Raw genomic sequence first — 22,814 nt, forward strand, 5'->3', positions numbered from 1 at the left:
CGCGGAACCACGGCCTTCCGGCGCGCGACCTCGCCTCTACCTCGGGGGGACCACGCCTCTCCTTCGCGGGACCAGGGCTCTACCTCGCGGTGCCGAGGCCCTCCTCGCGGGCCCGGACGATCGCGGCGGAGCGGTCGCGGACCGCGAGCTTGGCGAGCACGTTCGCGACGTGGTTGCGCACGGTCTTGGGGCTGAGCACGAGGCGGCGGGAGATGGAGGCGTTGTCGAGCCCCGCGGCGACCAGGTCGAGCACCTCGCGCTCGCGGTCCGTGAGCTGCGGGAACGGCACGCGCGCCGCCGCACGCCCGCCGACGACGTACGCCATCGCCCGGTCGGCGACGGACGGGGAGAGGATCATCGCGCCGTCCGCCACCGCGTGGACGGCGCGCTCGACCTCGGCGGGGCTCGCGGACTTCACGAGGAACCCGCGCGCCCCGGCGCGGACGGCCGCGACGACGGCGTCGTCGTCCTCGTGCATCGTCACGACGAGCACGCGCGCGGCCGGGTGCGCCCGCACGAGGTCGCGCGTCACGTCGACGCCCGAGCCGTCCCCGAGGTCGAGGTCCATGAGCACGACGTCGGCGCTCGCCCCCGTCCCGGGCGGGTCCTCGCCCGGGTCCAGACCGAGGAGCGTGCGCGCCTCGGCGGCGGACGCCGCCTGCCCGACGACGCGCACGCCGTCGAACGAGTCGAGCAGCGCCGCCATCCCGAGGCGGAACACGGGGTGGTCGTCCACGACCGCGACCCGGATCACGACGCGCCCTCGCGCGCGAGCGCCCCGGCCGGGACGAGCGGGAGGGTGGCGCGCACGCGCGTGCCCGGGCGTTCGCCGTCGGGCCGCACGGCGGTGACGTCCAGGTGCCCGCCGAGCTCGTCCGTGCGCTCGCGCAGCGACCGCGAGCCGACGCCGCGGGGCGCGTCGACCGCGATCCCGCGCCCGTCGTCCTCGCACGTGACGAGGAGGCAGCGGTCGCCGAGCCGGACGGTCAGCCGGCACTCGTCGGCCCCGGAGTGCCGCGCGGCGTTGACGATGCTCTCGCTCGCGATCGCGTAGGCGGCCGCGGCGACCCGCGGGTCGAGGCCGTCGCACGGGTCGCACCGCACGTCCACGACGAACCCCGCGAGCGCGTGGCGCCCCGCGAGCTCACCGAGCGCGACCTCCAGCCCGTGCTCGTCGAGCGACGGCGGCAGGAGGCTGCGCGAGAGCGCGCGCACGTCCTCGACGCGCTGGGCCACCTCGGCGCCGAGGGCGTCCAGCACCGCGGCGGCCGCGGCCGGGTCCGTCGCGAGCGTGTTCCGCGCGCCCTGCAGCCCCAGGCGCAGGCCCACGAGCCACGGCCCGACGCCGTCGTGCAGCTCCCGGCGGATGACCCGCCGCTCCGCGAGGCGGGCGCGCGTCGTCGCGTCGCGCGCCTCCTCGAGCTCGCGCGCGCCCTGGGCGAGTGCGAGGCCCGCACCGAGCACGGGCAGGAGCTGGTCCAGAGCGTCGCGCGTCCGGGCGTCGAGCCGCTCGCCGGCCCGCGCGACGACGTGGACCCGGCCGAGCACGCGACCGCCGTGCAGGACGGGCAGCGAGGCCGTCTGCCCGGTCGGGCGCGACGTCGGCCCGGCCCAGGCGGTGGCGGGCGGGTCCTCGGGGGTGCCGGGCGCCGTCGGGCGGTCCGGGGTGCGCTCGATCGTGACGCTCTCCAGGCGCAGCGCCTCCCGCACGCCGACGGCGAGGCTCACGACGAGGTCGTCGGCCGTGGACGCGGACGACAGGTGGCGGCCGACGCTCAGCGCGGCGCGGCCCGGGTCGTTGGCCTCGCCGTAGACGAGCGTGCGGACCCGGCGCCGCAGCCACGTGTGCAGGGGCTGCACGGCGAGCGCCACCCCGACCGCCGCGACGACCTGCGCGGCGGGGCCCTCGACGACCGCCGTCGCGAGCACGACGACGACCGCGTAGACGACGGCGAGGCCCACCGCGAGCATCGCCGCGACGGTCGCGCGCGAGAGCACGAGGTCGATGCCCCACAGCCGGTTGCGCAGCACGCACACGAGGATCGCGGCGGGGAACAGCGCCTGGCACGCGAGGTGCGTCAGGGGGAGCGCGAGGATCACGTCGGCGCTGGCCCACGTGCCGAGCAGCGGGAGGAACGACAGCGCCATGAGCCCGGTCCCCAGGGCGAGCAGCCCCAGGCCGCGGCGTTCCTCGACCGGTCCGTGGCGCCAGCGCCACGCGGTGGCGGCGGCGGTGACCAGACCCATGACGACGACGCCCACGATCGCCGGGCGCGGGTCGTCCGTGGGGGCGAGGAAGAAGAAGGCGATGGACGCGACGCCGCCGGCGACGCCGCACCACGCGCCCGCGCCGAGCCGGCCGCCGCGCACGAACCACGGGACGAGGACGAACAGCCCGACCGTCCCGGGGACCCACGCCCACCCGTACGCGTCGGCGAGCGGCGTCAGCGGCGGGAGGCCGGGGTGGGTCGAGGCGTAGCTGCGCCACGCGCCGCCCAGGGCAGCCACCCCGCCGCCGATCCCCGCGAGCGCGACGAGCCATCCCACGACGTGCGGCCGGCGCACGAGGATCACCGCGGCGACGGTCCCGTAGACGAGGGCGACGGTCGCGTCGACGACGACGAACAGCAGGTCGCCCAGCAGCAGCGGCACCCCGGACGTGAGCTGGAGCGCGAGCGCGGACACGCCGAGCACCCAGGCGAGGACGCCGATCGTCCAGCCCGTGCGGGGCATCCCGGCGCGGCCGGGCCCGGGGTCGGCCACGGGCCCACGGTAGGGCCGGGGGACGCGCGGCGAGAAGGGCCCGGGCGGGAGATCACCCGGCCGCGGACGGCGGCGAGATCGGCGGTCCGAGCCCAGGTCGGCGGTCCGGACCGCCGACCTCGACCGGACGTGCCGATCTCGCCCCGTGCTGCCGAGCTCGCGCGTCGCGCTCAGCGCCGGTCCCCGAGCGCGAAGCCGAACGCGGTGACGAGGAGCCAGATCGGCCCGACGAAGCCCGCCATGTACTGCAGCGGCGACAGGCCCGCGAGGAGCGCGATCCCGCCCAGCACGAACCCGACGACGCCGATCCAGCGCGGCGCGGCCGCGTGCCGCAGCGCGGCGATGCCGAGCGCGACGCCCGCGACCCCGGCGCCGACCCACAGCCACGGGATCGTCGCGACCCAGTCGCTGTAGAACGCGCCCGACTCGGGGACGATGAGCGCGGTGTCGCCGAGGCCGAAGAGGAACTGCGTGTCCAGGCCCGAGCCGAGCAGGCCCGCGACCGAGACGAGCACGAGGCCCCAGCCCGCGACGGTCGGCAGGAGCGACCCGGCCGGCGCCTGCGCGTCGAGGCGGCGCTTGAGGCCGGCCGCGAACACGAGCACGAGGAGCGCGCACGCGATCGTCGCGGTGTGGAAGAGGATCTGGGTCCCGGTGCGACCTGCGAGGTCGGCGACGATCGCGTCGGCGTCACCGGCGGTCTCCTCCCAGTTCACGCCGAGCGCCATCGAGGACTGGATCGAGACGAGGCCCAGGACCCCGGCGACGACGCCGGTCCAGGCCCACGCGCGGGGTGTCGTGCCGCGCGAGCGGCGGGTCGGGTCGCCGGCGAGCGGCGACGGGGCGGTGAGCGAGCTGTCCTGCATGGGACGACCTCCGTTCGGGCCGCCCATCCCGCGGCCGGGGCCCGCCACGTGCCGCGACGGTCCCCGCAGCGTCGGCCGGGCGGCGTCCCGGGCCCCAGGGGCAGGCGTCCCGACGTGCCGGGCGATGCGGACCGGCACTCCGGATGCGGTCCTGCGGTGCCGCTGACATGCTCCGAACCATGTCGACTCCGAAGCCAGCGACGCCTGCGATAGTCGCGCAGAACTCCGCCCTCCTCCAGTCCCTCCCCTTCTCGGACACGCAGGACTTCGACGACGCACGCCGGGGCCTGCTCGGCACGCGCGAACCCAACGCGATCAGGAACGCGGAGGGCACGGTCGTCTGGGACAACGACACGTACGCGTTCCTCCAGGGCGACGCGCCGGACACGGCGAACCCGAGCCTGTGGCGCCAGTCGACGCTGAACGCGATCCAAGGACTCTTCGAGGTGGTACCGGGCATCTACCAGGTGCGGGGGTTCGACCTGTCGAACGTCACGTTCATCGAGGGGGAGACGGGCGTCCTGGTCCTCGACCCGCTCGTCACCGAGGAGACCGCGGCGGCCGCTCTGGAGCTCTACCGCGAGCACCGCGGGGACCGCCCGGTCACCGGGGTGCTGTACACGCACCCGCACGTGGACCACTTCGGCGGGGTCCGCGGCGTCACGACGCAGGAGGACGTCGACGCCGGCCGTGTCCCGATCATCGCGCCGGCGGAGTTCACGGAGCACGCGGCCTCGGAGAACGTGTACGCGGGCACCGCGATGGCGCGACGGTCGGCGTACATGTTCGGTGCCGCGCTCGCGCGCGGGCCGCAGGGCGCGCTCGGCACCGGCCTCGCGCAGACCGTCGCGACCGGGAACATCACGCTCATCGCCCCGACGCTGGACATCACGACGACCGGGCAGGAGGAGGTCGTCGACGGCGTCCGGATGGTCTTCCAGATGGCGCCGGGCACCGAGGCGCCGGCGGAGTTCCTCGTGTGGTTCCCGGACCACAAGGCGCTGTGCGCGGCCGAGGACGCGACGCACACGCTGCACAACCTGCTCACGCTGCGCGGCGCCCTCGTGCGCGACCCGCACGCGTGGGCCGGGTACCTCACCGAGGCGATCGACCTGTTCGGCGACGAGGTCGAGGTCGTCTTCGCGTCCCACCACTGGCCCACGTGGGGCAACGAGCGGGTCGTGCGGTTCCTCTCGGAACAGCGGGACCTGTACGCGTACCTGCACGACCAGGCGCTGCGGCTCATCAACAAGGGCTGGACGGGGACCGAGATCGCCGAGGAGCTCAAGCTCCCGCCGGCGCTGGAGAACGCGTGGCACGCGCGCGGGTACTACGGGTCCGTGAGCCACGACCTGAAGGCGATCTACCAGCGCTACATGGGCTGGTACGACGGGAACCCCGCGCACCTGTGGCAGCACCCGCCGGTCGAGCAGGGCAAGCGGTACGTCGCCCTCGCCGGCGGTGCCGACAACATCGTCGACAACGCCCGCACCGCGTTCGACGACGGGGACTACCGCTGGGCGGCCGAGGTCCTCAGCCATGTCGTGTTCGCCCAGCCCGACCACGCCGCGGCCCGCGAGCTGCTCGCCGACACGTTCGAGCAGCTCGGCTACGGTGCGGAGAACGGGGTGTGGCGCAACATCTACCTCTCGGGCGCGACCGAGCTGCGCGAAGGCTCCTTCGGCACGCCGACCGTCTCCGCGTCGGCCGACGTCATCTCGGCGCTCACCCCGGAGATGCTGTTCGACGCGATCGCGATCCAGGTCGACGGGCCGCGTGCGTGGGACGAGAAGCTGTCGCTCGACGTCGTGCTGACCGACACCGGCGCCCGCTACCGGTTGCGCCTGTCCAACGGCGCGCTCACGTACTCCGCCGCGCCCCAGCAGGGTGACGCCGACGCGACGCTCACGGCCACGAGCCGCGCGCTCCCTGCGCTGGCGACGGGGGCAGCCACCCCGGAGGCGCTCGCTGCGGCGGGCATCGAGGTGTCCGGGGACGCGGGCGTGCTCGCGCGGCTCACCGCCGTTCTCGACCTCGGCGACCCGGACTTCGCCATCGTCACCCCCTGACCTCGCCGTCCGACGCCCGCGCCGCAGCCCGAGGGCTGTGGCGCGGGCGTCGTCGTCCCCGGACCGGGACGGCTGTCCCTTTCGCCGCGACGAAGCGGAGCCGCTGTGTCAATGTCGGGACGAGGCGTACACGGGTGTGCGCCGTGGGTGGGCGTGACCGGAGGGCGGCGGCATGGCGAACGGCTGGGCGACGAGCGGGGCGACACGGGCTACCCGGACACGGTCGGTTCGACGCGCGAGGCGCGTACGGCGCGCCTGGGCCGCTCTGGGGACCGTCCTCCTCGCGCTGCCGCTCGCGCTCGTGCCCGCGCTGCCGGCGGCGGCCGCGGACTGGCAGATCTCGAAGACGGAGATCAGCACCGGCCCGTACCAGCCCGGCCAGAACGTCCAGTGGGCCGTCACCATCTCGTGCTCGGACCCCAACGCCGACCCCTGCGCGCCGGTGACGATGACCGACCCGCTGCCCGAGAACCTCGAGCTCGTGAGCGCGGTGATCCAGAGCGCCGGTGCGGGGACCGTCAACCCGGCCGTCGACGCGAACACCGACACCGACACCGTGACGTTCACCGCGGACAACGTCAACAACGGCCAGCAGGCGCAGGTCCTCATCACGGCACAGGTGCCCGAGAACATCCCGTACAGCGAGAACGGCGCGACGTACACGAACACCGCGACCGTCGTCTCGGACAACGCGCCGATGCAGTCGGCGTCCGACACGATCGCGATCGTGGTCCCCCTCGTCCTCGGCTCGGAGACGACCAAGACGATCGAGCCGCCGGGTGCCATCGCGAGCCCCGGGACACCGGCGACCATGACCATCGGCGGCACCAACACGTCGAACGACGCCGTGGACGCCCTCGTCCTCACCGAGCCGACGACGGGCACGGACCCGAACCCGTTCACCTACCTCGCCTTCACGGGATGGGGCGACGTCTCGTGGCCCGAGGGCGCGACGTCGGCGGACGTGACCTTCACGTGCGCGGACGGGACGACGCCGTCGGACACCAGCACGACGCCGAACACGCTCCCCGACCCTCCGGCCGACTGCGTGGTCGAGGGCTTCACGGTGCAGTTCAACGGCGAGATCGCGATCGATGCCTCGGCGAGCATCCCGTTCGACGTCGAGCAGACCGACGCCGTCACGGAGATCACCGACCCGACCACGGTCAGCAACACCACGTCGTCGAACGTGATCCACGGGGAAGAGCAGACGGACCCGGTGGACGCGAGCGACACGTACGTCATCACGCCGCCGAACAACTCGGTCACGCCGACCAAGAGCTTCGACCCGGCCGTCGTGTCCGCGGGCGACCCGACGACGGTGACGATCGGCGCGACGAACGACGGCGACCCGACCACGTCCCTGACGATCACCGAGCCGTCACCCGGCACGCCCAGCCCGTTCGAGGGCGACGACCCGCTGACCTTCACCGGCTGGGGCACGCCCGACGCCCCGGGCGTGGTCCAGTGGCCGGCGAACGCCGACGCCGCGAGCGTCACCTACACGTGCTCCGACGGCTCGACACCCACGGTTCAGGCCGAGGCGGAGAACACGCTGCCCGACCCGCCCGGGGGCTGCGTCGTCGTGGGGTTCACGGTGACGTTCACGGGCGCCATCGTCACCGGCGCGGAGGCGTCGATCCCGTTCCAGGCGGACACCGACCCGGACCAGGCGGAGGACGACGTCACCCACCCGAACCAGATCACGGCGACGATCCCCAACGACTCGGAGACCGCGGACGCGTCGCTCGTCACGCTGACCGACCGGCTCGCGACCGAGACCACGAAGTCGATCTCGCCGTCCACGATCCCGGCACTGCCCGGGCAGAGCGTCATCGTGCAGCTGCCCACCCAGCTCCTGCCGTTCGGCCCGGACGGCTCGACCACGGACGCCAACGACGTCGTCGTCCAGGACCCGACGGACCCGAACGCCCCCGAGGCGTTCTGGAACGACTTCGAGGCGACCTCGGTACGCTCCACGGACGTGCCGGCCGGCGCGACGCTGACGATCAGCTACTGGGACGGCACCGCGTGGGTCACCGACCCCGACTGCGGCACGTTCACTGGCGCGACCACCGTCAACTGCGACCTGCCGGACGGGGCCCAGGGCGTGCAGTTCGCCTACCACTCGGACGAGGGCTTCCCGCCCGGGACGAGCTTCCAGCCGAACTTCACCGCGGCCTACATCGGCCCGGAGGACGCCGACGACCCGATCGCGAACTGCGGCGCCTCCAGCGCCTCGTCGGGCGCGGTCGCACCGACCCCGCCCGCGGAGGGCTGCGCCACCGTGGACCCGTTCCCGGTGCCGACCGACCCGGGCGACCTGGACTTCATCGCGAAGGACTTCCTGGCGCCGGAGGGGCAGACGGGTGAGCCGTACACGGTGCGGGCTCGGACGCAGGACGAGATCACCGCGCAGATCACCTGGTCGACCAACGGGTTCGAGGGCGTGGACCCGATGGTGATCAGCGACATCGCGGACCCGGTCGCCGCGGACGACGACGCGATCGAGGGGTCGTTCTACGACGCCTTCGACCTGGTCCGGGTGGAGGCCATCGACCCGTCGGCCGACCCGCTCATGATCTACGACGCGGTCACCGGCGTCGACCTGTTCGTCGACGGGGCATGGGTCGACGCCGAGAACGACCCGTGCAGCGTCGCCGCGCCGTGCAACACGTCGTTCCCGGGGTACACACTGACGGACGACGAGCGCGCGAACGCCACCTCGGTGCGGCTCACCTACACGGAGTCCCCGACACGCGAGGAGTTCCCGGCCGACCCGACGCAGCCCGCGGCGGGATCGGGCGTGGCCCGCTCGACGCAGGCGGACGGCCGCCACCTCGACCTCACGTTCCAGCTCCGTGACGACCGTCGTAGCGGCGGCCCCGCGCTCGGCAGCACCAACGGCATGCTCTACAACCGGGAGGGCAACCCGGGCCTGGTGAACGACACCGCGCGCGGCACGGCCACGTTCCAGGGGACGGACCGCACGGACACCGACGACGACGACGTGCTGATCATCGACCAGCCCATCAACGTCGGGATCGTCAAGGACTGGACCGGCGGGCCGCTCTCGGTGCCGCCGGACGGCACGCCCGACGACGCCTACCCGTCGACCCACGCGGTGATCACGGCGACCAACGACTCCGTCGCCCGGGTGGACACGTTGCGGATCACGGAGCCGTCGTCCGCCAACCCGGACGGTGACCTCGACCCCGTCACCGACCCGGGGACGTCACCGTTCGACGCCTTCACCCTCACCGCCGTCGACATCACGCCGCCGAGCGGTGCCGAGACGACGACGGTCGTCCTCACGAGGTGGGACGGGGCCGCGACGAGCACGGACACGTACGACGAGGCGGGCGCCGAGGACCTCTCGGCCGCGGACCTGGCGGACGTGACCGGCATCGACGTCTCGTTCGACGGCAGGGTGGACTCCGAGGCGACCGGCATCCTCGACCTCACGCTCCTCCTGCGCGAGTTCGACCGGTACGACACCTCGGCGCGGATCACCGTCGCCGACTACTCGCCGGTGCCCAACAGCGCCGGCGCGGAGGTCGTCGACCCCGGTGGCACGACGGCGGACGTCCCGCAGGCGTGGGACACCGCTGACATGGAGCTCCAGGACGCCGCGATCTCCCTGGTGCAGACCAAGTCGTTCGACCCGGCCACGATCGTCGAGCCGGGGTCGGACGCCGAGGAGAACCCCACCTCGACGCTGACCATCACCGGCCAGCCGACGGGCCCGTCGCGCGCGGTCGAGATGGTGCTCACCGACGTGGACGGCAGCTTCTGGAACCAGTACGACCTGGTCGGGTTCGACGCGTCGGTCCTGACCGCGCCGATCGACCAGGTGCAGGTCGACGCCTGCGTGGGCGGCACCTACGACGAGGCGAACGACACGTTCGCCGACTGCACGTGGACCGACGGAGAGTCGGCCGACGCCTTCGCCCTCCCGGACGGCGTCACCGACCCGTCGACCGTCACCGGCCTGCGCTTCACGTTCACGCGGGCGGACGGCGCGATCTGGGAGAACCCGGCCAACCCCGTCCAGGCGGTGAACCTCGAGATCCAGGTGCGTGACACGCTGCGCTCTGACCCGGGCACCCCGGTGCCGAGCGACCTCGCGCAGAACGCCCCCGCTCCGGGCGAGACCGCGCCGGGCCTCGCCACCAACGACGTGACGTCGACGGTGACGGGCGCCGACCTCGTCTTCAACCCGGACGACCCGGAGAACCCGGTCCCGGTGACCGCCGACGCCGACGCGCAGGGGGGCATCACCTACCAGCACACCGAGAACGGCGTGCAGATCGTCAAGGACTTCGAGGGCGTGGTCTCGGGCGGCACCGAGCAGCCCAACGCCGTGATCCCCATGAACATCACGGTGACGAACACGGGCAACCGCCCGATCGTCGACCCGGTGATCGTCGACGACCCGATGCCCAGCGACGCCGACGGCCCGCAGCTGCGGCTGGCCGACGTGGACGAGCCGTACAGCTACGCGCTGACGGAGCCGGAGGACCGTGACCCGGCGCTCCCGCCGCCCCCGGGCCGTCCCAACGGACCGCAGATGCCCACGGATCCCGCCGACGTCACGGTCGACCGCGACGGCAACATCTTCGGGCTGACGTTCACGTTCCCCGAGGGGACGGTCCTCGAGGTCGGGCAGGTGTACACCATCACCGTCCAGGTGCAGTTCCGCACGGGTCTGGCCGCCAACACCGTCGTGAACAACACCGCGGGAGTCACGGGCGACCGGCCGTGGGACGAGTGCGTCAGCCGCCTCGACGCCGAGACCGGGCAGTGCCAGGCGGACGCCGACGTCACCCCGATCCCGTCGGCGGTGCTCTCGCAGTCCAAGTTCGTCAAGGCGACGGCCGACGACCAGCTGGACGTCATCGTCGACCCTGCCGCGCCGAACCCGCCCGCCGAGTGCCTCCCGCTCGGTGACGACGGCTTTTACGCCTACCCGTGCACGCCCGTGATCATCCCGGGGCACGACGAGACCTGGCGCATCCGCGTGGACAACGTCGGCAACCTGCCGATCGACACGGTCGTCGTCTACGACCGGCTCCCGCGGCCCGGAGACACCGCCTCCGACCCCCGGTCGACCTCCGAGCGCGGGTCGCAGTGGGCGCCGTTGCTCGACCCCGCGACCCCGCCGCAGCTCGTCAACGCGCCCGCGAACAGCACGACGACGTTCTACTACACGCTCGTCGACGACTACTGCGCGGACGACCTGGCCTCCCCGATCGACGAGCCGACCTGTTCCGACGACCCGACGGCGGGAGGCTGGGCCGAGCTCACGGCTGACATCCCCGCCGAGACGTACGAGCAGATCACCGCGCTCAAGGCCGTCGTCGAGATGGACCCGGACTTCCCGTTCCAGCCGGGCCAGTTCATCGCGATCGACGGTACGACGACGACGCCTCCCGAGGTGCCCGAGGCCGGACCCCGGTCCATCGCCTGGAACTCGGCCGCCGCGAACGGTGTCGGGGTGACGCAGGGCGGTACCCGGTTCAACATGGTCTCCACCGAGGGCACCAAGGTCGGCGTCGCGACGGCGGCGGGCGCGCTCCAGGTGAACAAGACCGTGGCTGGTGACGCGTCCGAGTACGCGCCCGACTCGTTCGCCATGACGGTCGAGTGCACGTCCGCCGTGGGGACGTGGGTCGAGACCGTCCTGGACCCCATCCCCATCACGGTGACCCCGGGGACCCCGACGGTCGTGCCGGACCTCCCGTACGGGGCGGTGTGCACCGTGACCGAGGACGGCAGCGACGGGCAGACGCGCCTCGTCCTGGTCCCCGAGACCGTGACCATCGACAGCGAGGACCCGGCGGCCCCGGCCGTCATCGAGGCTGTGAACTGGTACGACTTCGCGAGCCTCGTCATCGACAAGGAGGTCGTCACCGACGCCGTCGACCAGGACGGGACCCCGGTGCCGTTCGGCCCGTTCGAGGCGACGGTCGACTGCACGTTCCTCGGCGAGCCCGTCTACGCGGCGGGCTACGGCCCCGACGACCCGATGGTGGTCACCATCGAGGACGGCGAGACGGTCGAGTTCGACGAGCTGCCCGTCGGGTCGGTCTGCACCGTCGCCGAGACGGGCACGGGCAACGCGTCGTCCGTGACGATCACCGTGGACCAGGGCCTGCCGGGCCACCCGGTGACGACGGACGGCCCGACGACGGACGTCAGCCTGGTCGGGGACGTCGGCGGCCTGAGCACCAACGACGTCACCCTGACGAACGTGTACGACGTCGGGGCGATCAACCTGCAGAAGATCGTGACCGGCGAGGGCGCACCCGCGTACGGGACCGGCCCGTTCACCATCCACGTGACGTGCACCTACGACGACGACGGCGATGGGCCGGGCGTGCCGCGCACCGTCTACGACGCCGACGTCGTGCTCGGCGCCGCCGGGCCGCTCGAGGCCCAGATCTCGAACCTCCCGACCGGCGCCGTGTGCGACATCGAGGAGACGGACGACGGCGGGGCGACGAACCCCGACGAGGAGGTCGTCGTCGTCCCGGACACCGTGACGGTCGGCAGCGGCGACGTCGCGAACGTGGTCATCACCAACACGTTCGACGTCGGGTCGATCCAGGTGGACAAGGAGCTCGCCGGTCTCGGCGCGCTCTACGGCCCCGGCCCGTTCGAGCTCACGCTCGCGTGCACGTACCAGGACGTCGAGCTGACGATCCCGGGTGGCGCGGTCCGCGAGGTCGACGGCGGCGCGAGCGTCGTCTACGACGGCCTGCCGGTCGGGTCGGAGTGCACCCTGACGGAGACGGACGACTTCGGGGCCTCGTCGACGACGATCGCCGTCGACGGGGGCGAGCCGGTGGACGGGACGTCGGTGGACGTCGTGGTCCCGCCCGCGGTCGACGGCGACCCGACGACCGTGACGCTCACCGTGGAGAACACGTTCGACACGGCTCCGCTCGTCGTCCGCAAGGTGGTCGACGGCGATGCGGCGGCGTTCGCGCCGGCGATGCCGGAGCTGCCCCCGCTCCCCGAGGTCCCAGAGGGACCGATCGACCTGGAGACGCTCCTCGCGCTGCTCGACGAGCTGCAGGAGTACCTGGCGGCCGTGCCGTTCGACGAGTTCCCGTACGCGGTGACGCTGGAGTGCACCACGTCCCAGGGTGAGCCGGTGACGGTCATCCCGGGCGGTCCCGACCGTCGGTTCGGTCCCGGCTTCCCGGCGCTCTACTTCGGGCTGCAGGACGGCGACACGTGCACCGTCACGGAGACCGAGACGGGTGGCGCGACCTCGGTCGCGGTGACCCCGGACCCGGTCGTCGTGGACGCGACGGCGGAGGTCTGGGACCCCGTCGAGGTCACGGTGACCAACACCTACGACGCCGGCGCGATCGAGGTCACCAAGGTCGTCACCGGTGACGGTGGCGAGGCGTTCGGCGCCGGGCCGTTCGAGGTGAGTCTCGCGTGCGCCTTCCAGGGCACCGACGTCGAGGTACCCGGCGGAGCGACCCGGGAGATCTCCGGGGGCGAGGTCGCCGTCTACGACGGCCTGCCCGTCGGCGCGGAGTGCGTCGTCACGGAGACGGCGACCGGCGGCGCCGCCTCGACCACGATCTCCGCGGCGGTCGAGGGCGGCGAGCCCGGGGCCGCCACCATCGGTCCGGACCCCGCCCGGGTGACGGTGACGAACACGTTCGACGTCGGGCAGGTCGTCGTCACCAAGGCCCTCGCCGGGCCGGGCGCGTCGCAGCACCGCGGCGACGAGTTCGTCGTCAACCTGGCCTGCACGTGGGAGGTCGACGGCGTCACGACGGACGTCGTGGTCCCGGGCGGCGCCGAGCGCACGCTCTCGGACGACGACGACTGGACCGCCGTCTACGAGCAGGTCCCCCAGGGGGCCGAGTGCACGCTCGCGGAGACCGACGCGGGCGACGCCGAGGCCGTGACGCTCGCCGTCGCGGGGACCGACGTGACGGTCGACCCCGACGACGCGACGCCGACGTCGGACGCGTTCACCGTCCCGACGGGCGACGCCGCCGAGGTCGACGCGACCGTGACCAACGCGTTCCGCGCCACCGGCGGGGGCAGCCTCCCGCCGACCGGCGCGAGCGTCGGGGCGGCCGCGGTGCTCGCCGTCCTGCTCGCCGGGACGGGCGCGCTCCTGGCGGACGCGCGGCGGCGCGGCACCCGGACCGCGAGCCGCGGCTGACCCCACGGTGGTCCTGTTCCCCGCGCCGGGGCACGGGTCCCCCGGACGGCGCGCCTCCCGGGTCGTGACAGACCCGGCAGGCGCGCGTGCTTGGGGTTGCGGAACCTGACCGGGGGCGGGACCGTTACCGCATGATCCGCTTCCTGCTGAGCTTCGCGATCAACGTGGTCCTCGCCGCCGTGGGCCTCCTCGTCGCCTCGAGCCTGTTCGACGGCGTCACGGTGCACGCCTCGGGCTTCGTCGTCGCGGTGCTGATCTTCGCGGTGGCCCAGGCGATCCTCGCGCCGTTCGTGTTCAACGTGGCGCGCAAGTACGCGTCGGCGATCCTGGGCGGGATCGGCCTCGTGTCGACGTTCCTCGCCCTGTGGGTCGCGACGCTCGTCGGGGACGGCCTGGAGATCTCGGGCGCGTCCACGTGGATCGGCGTGACGGTCGTCGTCTGGCTGATCGGCGCGCTCGGCGGCTGGCTCCTCGGGTGGCTCGTCCTCACGCGCTGGTGGGACCGTCGCCAGGAGCAGAAGCGGATCCGCGAGGCCACGGCCAAGGGCTGACGACGACGGCGCCGCCCGAGGGTGGGCGGCGCCGTCGTCAGTACAGCTAGCGCAGGAGCGCGGCGACGCGCTCGACGCCGTCCGTGCCGCCCTGCGCACCCTCGTGCACCACGAGCCGGGCGAGCTCGCGCAGCGGGACGTTGCGGTCGTTGGACGCGCGCCGGAGGCGGGCGAACGCCTCGTCCGGGTCCACGCCGTACGCGAGCGTCACGATGCCCTTGGCCTGCTCGATCGCGCCCCGTGTCTCGGCGGCGGCGGCGATGTCGTGCCGCGCGCGCTCCTGGGCGGCGTCGGTGACGGTCCGCGTCACGTCCACGAAGTAGCCGACGAGCTCGCAGACCTCGCCCGTCTCGCGGTCGCGCCGGCCCTGGCCGACCACGACGAGGAAGCGCTCGCCGCCGTGGGCGTCCATGATCCGGTGCACGCTCGAGAACGGCTCGCCGGTGAGACGCGCCTCGTCGAGGACCTGCCGGACCCGCTCGCGGTCGTCCTGGTGCTTGTGGGCGAGCACGAGGGCGGTCGTCGGCACGACGTCGCCCGGCTCGAAGCCGTGCAGGCGGTACGTCTCGGGCGACCACCACCACACGCCCGTGCTCAGGTCCAGGCGGTACTGGCCGATCTGCTGGTGCGCTCCCCGCGCGAGGGCCTGCTCGACGGCATGGTCGTCCACGGACATGCTGGCCTCCGGGTCTCCGGTGGGTGAGGAGCCAGGTCCAGACTCGACCTCCCGAGCCTACCGCTCGACGAGACCCGCAGCGATGGCGAGCGCCGGGCGGGGTTCCTACGGTGAAGACGCGGCCGAGGTGCCGCGGGGCGCCGGACGTGAAGCAGCCCGCTCCGGCGCGCCGTGCGGGAACATCCTCGCGCGGTCCTTCGGGCGCGCGTTGCTGTCGTCGGCGCGGCGGTCGATGCCCCGCTGGCGACAGCGGCGCTCCACGACGCTGGGTGCCTCGGCGAGAACGTCGTCGTCGGCCGTGAGGTCCGCGCGAGGCCGGGAGCGGCCTACCGGGCACCCTCGCCCGGAGCCTGCTGCGCCCAGCGCTCGGCGGCCGCCACCGCGTCGTCCAGCCCTCCCATGACCTCGGGGGTCGCGTCGACGACGGCGTCCTCGCCCAGCTCGGCGACGGTGCCCGTGCGTTCGAGGAGCTGGCGCATCGCGGGGGTGACGCCCACGAGGACGAGCCGGTTCCCCTGCCCGGCGAGGCGTCTCGCCGTCCGGTGCAGGAGCTCGATGACGGCGGAGGAGGGGATGTCCGGCAGGGTGCGCAGCACCAGGACGAGGACGGCGCGCTCGGCGCCGCTGCCGTCGGGGAACTGGCCCTCGATCCGGGGGAGCGCCGCGAAGAACGACGTCCCCGAGAAGTCGAGGACGGTGACCTCGCCGGAGCGCAGCCGGGTCGGGAGCTCCGGCGCCGCGCGCCAGCGGCCGTCCGGCGCGCGCGTCAGGAGGACGAGGCGCGACTGCCGTGCCGCCTGGACGCAGTACAGCAGGAGGGACAGGACGGCGCCCACGACGATCGCCTGCTGGAGCGGGATCTGCGTCGTCGCGAGGAACGTGACGACCATCGCGAGCGACGAGAGGGGCGACGTCCGCAGCACGAGGAGGATCTCGCGCCGCTTCCCCCAGACGAGCTCGCCCCCGACGACGAGGATGAGCCCGCCGATCACCGGCATGGGGATCAGCTCGGCCAGGCCGCCGAGGAGGAGCACGACGAGCGCGAGGAAGACCCCGCTGACCACGCCGGCCCAGCGCGTCCGCGCCCCCGCCTCGGCCGCGACGCCGGTCCGGGACATCGAGCCGCCGCTCGGCAGGGCCTGGAAGAGGCCTCCGGCCACGTTCGCCCACCCCTGCGAGCGGAAGTCGGCGTTGGTGTCCGCGCGGGAGCCGTCGGGGTTCGGCATCGAGGGCGCGATGGACGCGGCCTGCGCCAGTCCGACGAGCGCGACGGCGACCGCGCCGCCCACGAGGGCGGGCGCCGCGGACACGTCGGGGAGCGACAGGCTGGGCAGCGCGGACGGGATCGAGGCGATGTCGGCGACCTGACGCACGTCGATCCCGGCCACCACGACGACGACGGTCACCGCGACCATCGCGACGAGGAGCGCGACGGGGACGAGGCGCCGGACCGACCGGGCCAGGGCCCACGCGAGGATCGTCGCGGCCGCGACCAGCGTGGTCGCGAGGTCCCACGACGTGACGTGGACGAGCCAGTCGCCGAGCTGGTAGAGCCGGTTGTGGCCCTGCGGGTCGTAACCGGTCGCGTCCTCGAGGACGCCCGTGATGATCTGCAGGGCGATCCCGGTGGAGAAGCCCACCATGACGGCGTTGGAGACGAAGCTCATGACGGCGCCGAGGCGCAGCGCGCCGAGCACCAGCATGACGAGGCCGACCATGATCGTGAGCGTCGCGACGTTGGCGGGGTCCGTGGGGTCCAGGCCGGCGGCCGCGAGGACGCTCTGCGAGGTGAGCGCGATCGCGCTCGTCAGCGTCGTGATCATGAGGACGGTCCGCGCGGTCAGCGACCCGACGATCGCGGGCGCGACACCGGCGTAGAGCCCGGCGACCGGGTTGAAGCCGGCGATCGAGGCGTAGGCCATGCCCTCCGGGATCGAGAAGAGTCCGGTCACCATGCCGGAGACCACGTCCGAGCGCGTCGGGCGCCCGGCGCGTCGCAGCAGACCGGCCCAGCCGGTCCGCCCGGTCCGCCCGGTCCGCCCGGTCCGCCCGGGGTGACGGCCGTCGTCGGGGCCCGTGCCTCCGGGGCCGGCGGGTGCGCCGGTGCCGGGCACGGTCAGCGCTCCGCGGGGCCGGCCGGGCCGGCCGGTGCGGGCACGGGACCGAGCGCGCCGAACTCGGGCCTGCCCGTGGGGACGGTGACGCGCAGCGGCGGCATCGAGCGGACGACGAGCCACAGCGGGACCACGGCCACGCACAGCACCGGCAGCAGCTGGACGTCGCCGACGGCCACGGCCGCCATGAACAGTGCGAGCCAGCCGTCCCGGGCCACCACCAGGACGGCTCCCAGCACGCCGGCCGAGACGGCGATCGCGGGGGGCACCGCGGGGACGAGCCCGGAGGCCGAGAGCCCCAGGGCCACACCGACGAAGACCGCGGGGAAGATGCGGCCCCCGCGGAAGCCCGCGCCCGCCGCGACGACGAGCGCGGCGAGCTTCACGACGGCCATGAGGAGGATCGCGGACCAGGCGAGGGTGTCGGCCTGGTCGGCGAGCTCCTTCATCTCCTCGAGGCCCTTGAAGAGGGTGAGGGGCCCGCCCAGGACACCCAGCAGGCCCAGCACCAGCCCCCCGAGCCCCAGCGCGAGCACCGGGCTGCGGAAACGGTGGAAGAGGGTGTGCACGGGGGTGAACGCGAGCACCGCGAGGAGCGTGACCAGGGCCGCGACGGTGGCGATCACCGCCATGCTAGCCACGTCGCCCAGGGCCGGGCCGGGGTAGTCGGGGAGGTCGACGGCGAACGTCGGGGCGCCCACCGCCGTCATGGTGACGGCGCCCGCCCCGGCGGCACCCAGGGGGGCGAACAGCCGGTCGAACAGGGGGCCGCTCCGGTCGCCGCGCTCGGCGAAGCTCTCGGTGAGCACGAGCGCCGCGGCGAGGGGAGTCGCGAACATCGCGCCGATGGTGCCGGCCATCGCGAGCGCGACCGCTCCCGTGACGGGGACTCCGAACCGCGGGCGGCACAGGAACCACGCGGCGAGCGCGACGTTGATCGCGATGATCGGGTTCTCGGGACCGAGGCTCACCCCTCCGGCGAGGCCCAGGACGAGCGCGAGCGCGAGACCCGGCAGGGCCCGGAGCGGGAGCGGGGCGGAGACGAGCTCCGTGGTGGCCGGGTCGATGCCGGCGTGCCCCGGCGCCCAGCGGACGGTGGCACCCACGAGCACCCCGGTGAGGGTGAGCACGAGCACCGTCCACCACGTGCGCGTCGTCGTGACCCCCCAGGCCTGCGGCAGCCGGTCCCACACCAGGTGCTGGATCCAGGTCGCGAGCTCCGAGAGCGCGAGGAGCGTGAGCGCGCTGACGACACCGACGACGAGGGCCGGGACCACGGACCGCAGGAGGCGCCTCGTCGTGAGGGCGGTAGCCGGCGCGTCGGACACACGGGAAGAGAACCACGGGCGGGCCAGGGCTGCATCCGGAGTCCCGGAGCCCCGGGAGCCGTGGAAGCCCTGGGCCTCGGCGCCTGCGGCGCGCCGGTCGAGACCGTCGACGCTCGCCGCGCGCAACCCAGGGCCCAGGGTTACGTTCGACGCGTCCCGGGGCGCAGCGCCGCGCCCCCGCCGAACGTACGAACCGGAACGAGAGGTCTGACGTGGCAACGCTCACCGTGTGGAAGTTCGACACCCCCGAGGGCGCGCAGCGCGCCGAGGACGCGCTGCTCGCGCTCCAGAAGCAGGAGCTCATCCAGGTCCAGGACGCGGCGATCGTGTCCTGGGAGGAGGGCAAGAAGAAGCCGAAGACGCGGCAGGGCAACAACACGACGGCGGTCGGGGCGCTCGGCGGCACGTTCTGGGGCCTGCTGTTCGGCCTCCTCTTCTTCGTCCCGCTGCTCGGGGCAGCCATCGGCGCGGCGTCCGGCGCGATCGCGGGCGCGCTGACCGACGTCGGCATCGACGACGACTTCATCGACTCCGTGCGCAGCAAGGTCACGCCGGGCACGTCGGCGCTGTTCGTGCTCACCTCGGGCGCCGTGATCGACCGCGTGCACGAGGCGCTGCAGGCCGACGGCGTCCACGGCGAGCTCATCCAGACGAACCTCTCGGCGGACGAGGAGGCCAAGCTCCGCGCGGCCTTCGACGAGAACGCCTGAGCGGCCCTCCCCGGGTGAGGTGCCCGACGGCGGCGCGGACCGCCGTCGGGCACCTCACCCGCCCGTATGCGACGGCACCGGTGCCGTAGCCCGCGGAGTCCGCGTCGTCCCGCCCCGGGACCGGACCACGAAGGAGGCCGCCCATGGGCGCGGCGATCGGTCAGTCCCTCCCCGTCGCGGTGGGTGTGCTCATCAGCCCGCTGCCGATCGTGGCGGTCGCGCTCATGCTCGTGAGCGGGCGGGCGAAGGCGAACGCCTTCTCGTTCCTCGTCGGGTGGTTCGTCGCGGTCGGGGCGGTCACGCTGCTCGTCGCGACGCTCGCCGGGGCCGCCACGCCGGACGACGACGGCCCGCCGCTGTGGGCCGCGATCCTCAAGATCGTCCTGGGCGTCCTGCTGCTCCTCCTCGCGGTGAAGCAGTGGCGCGGTCGCCCGCGGGCCGGGGTCGAGCCGCCGGCGCCGACGTGGATGGCGGCGATCGACGCGTTCACGCCCGTGAAGGCCGCCGGCCTCGCGGTGCTGCTGGGCGCGGTCAACCCCAAGAACCTGCTGCTCGTGGTCTCCGGCGGGGCGGCGATCGCGTCGGCCGCCCCCGCGGACACGAACGCCCAGGTGGTCGCGTCCGTCGTGTTCGCGCTCGTCGCGAGCCTCGGCGTCGCGACCCCGGTCTTCATCTACCTGTTCATGGGGTCCCGCGCGGCCACGATGCTCGACGAGCTCAAGGCGTGGATGATCCACAACAACGCAGTCATCATGGCCGTCCTCCTGCTCGTCCTGGGCGCCAAGATGCTCGGCGACGGCGTCGCGGCGCTCTGACCGCGTCCCGCCGACGGGAGCCCGGTTCGCCGGAGCCGTCCGGTGCTGTCGATGCACACCCGGGCCGTCAGACCGTCTGGGTCGCTCCGGCAACATGTCTCCAGCAGTACGACGACCGGTGGTCACCGCTCAGCGACCAGTCGCGTTCATCACCAGGCTGGGCAACCCGACTGGGCATCACGCCCGGCACAGGCCTCACCGCGGACCACAAGAATCTTCGCGAACGTGACGGGCCTCGGGATCGCAACGGCCTAGACCAGGTACCGGACGATGGCGGCCAGACCTGGGTCAGTCAGCTCGAACCGCATCCGGTGACGCGGCGTCGGACACGCCTTCCAGCGATTGAGGCGATCTCCGCACCATACGCAGTCTTGCAACGGGTCAAGAGTCAGCCTTGCATTCACCAGGGGGCCCGCGTACGGTGCACGGTAGACAAAACGAGACGAAGGAGTCGAGTTGAGCACAGACCACCCGGCACTTCACGCCGGGAAATCCACGTCGTCGTCGGCAAGACTAGGCGGTCTGCGCCGAGCCGGAAATACGCTCATTGTGACAGTCGCAGCCATCGCGGTGCATCACCCTCGCGCCGCCAGCCCAGGCGGTGGCGGTCACTTATGCGAGTGCGGTCAGTACGAGCGAGCTGTCCGCTAGGCAATCACCGCCCCTCGTGTCGATCAGCGGTGGGACGGCCTTCACGGAGGCGTTCAGTGCTGATGGGGCAAGCGCTCGCGTGCACATCGAGACGTTCATCCCCGCTCCTGGCTATCAAACGCTGCACTATACCTACGGGACCGCCGGCGAGGTGAACATGTCTCATCAGCGACGAACTAACGTCTACTTCAAGTGCTGGTAGGACTTTCCATTCTCTGGTTCGAACATCGGGAACCTGGACCTTACTTGCAAGACGCGTTAGTCGCGGCTAGATAGGAGTACACATGCGACGCACTACAACAGGGCTTCTTGGCGCAGTGGCAACGCTGGTAGGGCTTACCGCCGCGGGCCCTGCGCTCGCGGACGGTGAGGGCGTGAGCCTCGAGGTAATGATTCCCCAATTTTCGACACCGCAAGACGCTGCTGATATCGTTCCGAGCTCAGTGCCGCTTGAAGACCTCGGCGACATCGATGAGACCTCGTCGCGATTCCTGGGGCGTGATGCCGCGGCGGACTACTGGATCGCGCGGTCGGGGACATCGCGCCTTTGCTTTATCTCGCACATCCGAACGGAGGGGATGAGTGCGTCGTCCTGCGCTGATATCACGACGTTCTACAGGCACGGCATCGGACTCAGCGCTGGAAGCGGCATCCGCGATCCAGAAACCTCGGCCGAAGCGTACCTCTTTCCCGCCGACATAGTTCTCCCGACGGCCGCGCACGAGAACCGCGAGAGCATCATGCGCGCGGAGGTGTCGTCATCGACATCGAATCTCGTCTCAGTCAATCCGGAATCGCCGGGTTTGGCGCAGTTCGACGTCTCACGCGCTGACGGCTCTGTGTTCCAGTTCGCCCCTGCACGGGAGGTCTCCGAGTGAAGGCAAAGGGACTCCGCTTCACGCCGGGCAGGGGATCCCGCGCTGGGTTCGTAGCGACGATCCTCGCTGTGACATGCCTCATCGCAGTTCCGACCGCTCAGGCCGCGACATACACATACGCCAGTGCTCGGCCTACCAGCGAGGGAGTGAATGTTTATTCCGGCGTTCGCTCAAGCATTACAGGAGGCAGCGCTTTTGTGAACCTCGGCCTGGTGGTTGTAAGGCTTGAGAACTACTATCCAGCGCCTGGATATATGCTTATTCATTCCGCGACGTCGACGCCGGGGGGAAGTATCAGTTTCCAGCATCAGCGCCAATATAGTGCTTCCAGCCTTTGTCGCTGGTCGGTTGGCGGCTACGGGGGCGATCCGGCTGAGCTAACGTGCCGAGTCACCTACTAGCGAGCAACACGTCTATCGTGCTTCATCAACGATCTACCCGAGGTGTTCTATGAGGTTATTTGCCTGGGGTGTAGCGGGTGGTGCTCTTGGGGTTCTTGCGGTGGCAATAATTGGCGTTATGAGCGCTCAAGCCGTCGCCCTAGAGGGCGGAGCGGTGCTCTCGCTAAACAACGAGGTAGTGGGCGTCACCGATCCGCGTCTACCAATACTCCAATTTGCGGCGATAGCCAGTTCCGGCGCACTCATCTCGTACATGCTTACGTTGGGGGTCGCGGCCTGGCCGCGTGGGAGACGGCATTCGCTCTTGATCGGGTTCTGCATCACAGTCGGTGGTCTGAGTGTGTTGGGTCTCTACCTCGCTGCAGCCAGGGATAAAGCCGCCGGTGGAATTTCGGTGGGCTTCGCGCGTGGCGGGCAAGGTTGGATCGAGGAAGGTGCCACCAACTCGGCCGTGCATCTCTTGTTGATCCTCTCTCTCGGCACCCTCGTGGTTTCGGTGTATCAAACGTTGTTTGACCGAAGGGTCAACCATGAGCATGACGGCCCAACTCCGATAGGCCAAGGGCTGGCTGATGGGTAGCGTCACCGCAAGGAGGGTTCCTAGGGCCTGTTTCGGAAGTGGTCAGCGGTGGCTGATCCAGTCCAGGAGGTGGCTCGTGATGGTGGTGTGGTCTGCCTCGGTGGTCGTGGTGTGCTCGCTGGTGGCGGCGTCGCGGTGCTCGATCTCGTAGCCGCCGAGTGCTCCGGGGCGGGTGTGGACCGAGATCGACCAGTCGATGTCCTCGTCGTCGGGGT

12 protein-coding genes are annotated in these 22,814 nt (G+C 72.3%); 6 read left to right on the forward strand and 6 right to left on the reverse strand.

Features of this window, described 5'->3' with window-relative positions:
* Positions 1-79: 79 nt before the first annotated feature.
* From ACZ402_RS18310 to ACZ402_RS18320, 3 genes are all read right to left on the reverse strand, one after another.
* Positions 80-754, reverse strand: coding sequence for a response regulator transcription factor (locus tag ACZ402_RS18310; protein ID WP_375825439.1), 675 nt, complete (start codon positions 752-754; stop codon positions 80-82).
* On the reverse strand, positions 751-2,763 hold the full coding sequence (locus ACZ402_RS18315) for a sensor histidine kinase (protein WP_375825438.1): 2,013 nt from the start codon (positions 2,761-2,763) through the stop codon (positions 751-753). The genes ACZ402_RS18310 and ACZ402_RS18315 overlap by 4 nt, the downstream gene beginning before the upstream one ends.
* 170 nt (positions 2,764-2,933) lie before the next feature.
* Positions 2,934-3,629 carry a hypothetical protein gene (locus tag ACZ402_RS18320; protein ID WP_375825437.1) on the reverse strand — a complete coding sequence of 232 codons (696 nt, stop codon included), beginning with the start codon at positions 3,627-3,629 and terminating at the stop codon, positions 2,934-2,936.
* A 179-nt stretch (positions 3,630-3,808) separates the two neighbouring features.
* Here ACZ402_RS18320 and ACZ402_RS18325 point away from each other — a divergent pair, with 179 nt between their 5' ends.
* The 3 genes from ACZ402_RS18325 (at position 3,809) to ACZ402_RS18335 (ending at position 14,446) form a co-directional block, all read left to right on the forward strand.
* Entirely contained in the window at positions 3,809-5,698 is a 1,890-nt protein-coding gene (locus ACZ402_RS18325) for an alkyl/aryl-sulfatase (protein WP_375825436.1), read from the forward strand.
* Positions 5,699-5,999: 301 nt separating this feature from the next.
* Positions 6,000-13,895 (forward strand): DUF5979 domain-containing protein, encoded by a 7,896-nt coding sequence (locus tag ACZ402_RS18330; RefSeq protein WP_375825435.1) that lies wholly within the window; start codon positions 6,000-6,002, stop codon positions 13,893-13,895.
* Positions 13,896-14,026: 131 nt separating this feature from the next.
* Entirely contained in the window at positions 14,027-14,446 is a 420-nt protein-coding gene (locus ACZ402_RS18335) for a phage holin family protein (RefSeq protein ID WP_375825434.1), read from the forward strand.
* Between the two features lie 46 nt (positions 14,447-14,492).
* Here ACZ402_RS18335 and ACZ402_RS18340 read toward each other — a convergent pair whose 3' ends face one another.
* The 3 genes from ACZ402_RS18340 to ACZ402_RS18350 form a co-directional block, all read right to left on the reverse strand.
* On the reverse strand, positions 14,493-15,116 hold the full coding sequence (locus tag ACZ402_RS18340) for a PAS and ANTAR domain-containing protein (protein WP_375825433.1): 624 nt from the start codon (positions 15,114-15,116) through the stop codon (positions 14,493-14,495).
* A gap of 332 nt (positions 15,117-15,448) precedes the next feature.
* On the reverse strand, positions 15,449-17,236 hold the full coding sequence (locus ACZ402_RS18345; RefSeq protein ID WP_465272301.1) for a SulP family inorganic anion transporter: 1,788 nt from the start codon (positions 17,234-17,236) through the stop codon (positions 15,449-15,451).
* Positions 17,237-17,238: 2 nt separating this feature from the next.
* Positions 17,239-18,564 (reverse strand): ion channel protein, encoded by a 1,326-nt coding sequence (locus ACZ402_RS18350; RefSeq protein ID WP_375825432.1) that lies wholly within the window; start codon positions 18,562-18,564, stop codon positions 17,239-17,241.
* Between the two features lie 212 nt (positions 18,565-18,776).
* Between ACZ402_RS18350 and ACZ402_RS18355 the strand changes: the two genes are divergently transcribed.
* The 3 genes from ACZ402_RS18355 to ACZ402_RS18365 all read left to right on the forward strand — a co-directional run bounded on the left by ACZ402_RS18355 (position 18,777) and on the right by ACZ402_RS18365 (position 21,618).
* On the forward strand, positions 18,777-19,274 hold the full coding sequence (locus ACZ402_RS18355; protein WP_375825431.1) for a DUF1269 domain-containing protein: 498 nt from the start codon (positions 18,777-18,779) through the stop codon (positions 19,272-19,274).
* A gap of 143 nt (positions 19,275-19,417) precedes the next feature.
* Positions 19,418-20,089: a GAP family protein gene (locus tag ACZ402_RS18360; protein WP_375825430.1), complete on the forward strand. Its 672-nt coding sequence runs from the start codon at positions 19,418-19,420 to the stop codon at positions 20,087-20,089.
* Between the two features lie 1,025 nt (positions 20,090-21,114).
* The gene (locus ACZ402_RS18365) at positions 21,115-21,618 is read left to right on the forward strand and encodes a hypothetical protein (protein ID WP_375825429.1); all 504 of its coding nucleotides are present in this window, start codon (positions 21,115-21,117) and stop codon (positions 21,616-21,618) included.
* The last annotated feature ends 1,196 nt before the right edge of the window (positions 21,619-22,814 follow it).

Source organism: Cellulosimicrobium sp. NPDC030954, from assembly GCF_055571305.1.

Coding starts and splice junctions, on each gene's coding strand:
- ACZ402_RS18320 (WP_375825437.1), bottom strand. CDS start 3,629: ATGCAGGACAGCTCGCTCACCGCCCCGTCGCCGCTCGCCGGCGACCCG.
- ACZ402_RS18325 (WP_375825436.1), top strand. CDS start 3,809: ATGTCGACTCCGAAGCCAGCGACGCCTGCGATAGTCGCGCAGAACTCC.
- ACZ402_RS18335 (WP_375825434.1), top strand. CDS start 14,027: ATGATCCGCTTCCTGCTGAGCTTCGCGATCAACGTGGTCCTCGCCGCC.
- ACZ402_RS18360 (WP_375825430.1), top strand. CDS start 19,418: ATGGGCGCGGCGATCGGTCAGTCCCTCCCCGTCGCGGTGGGTGTGCTC.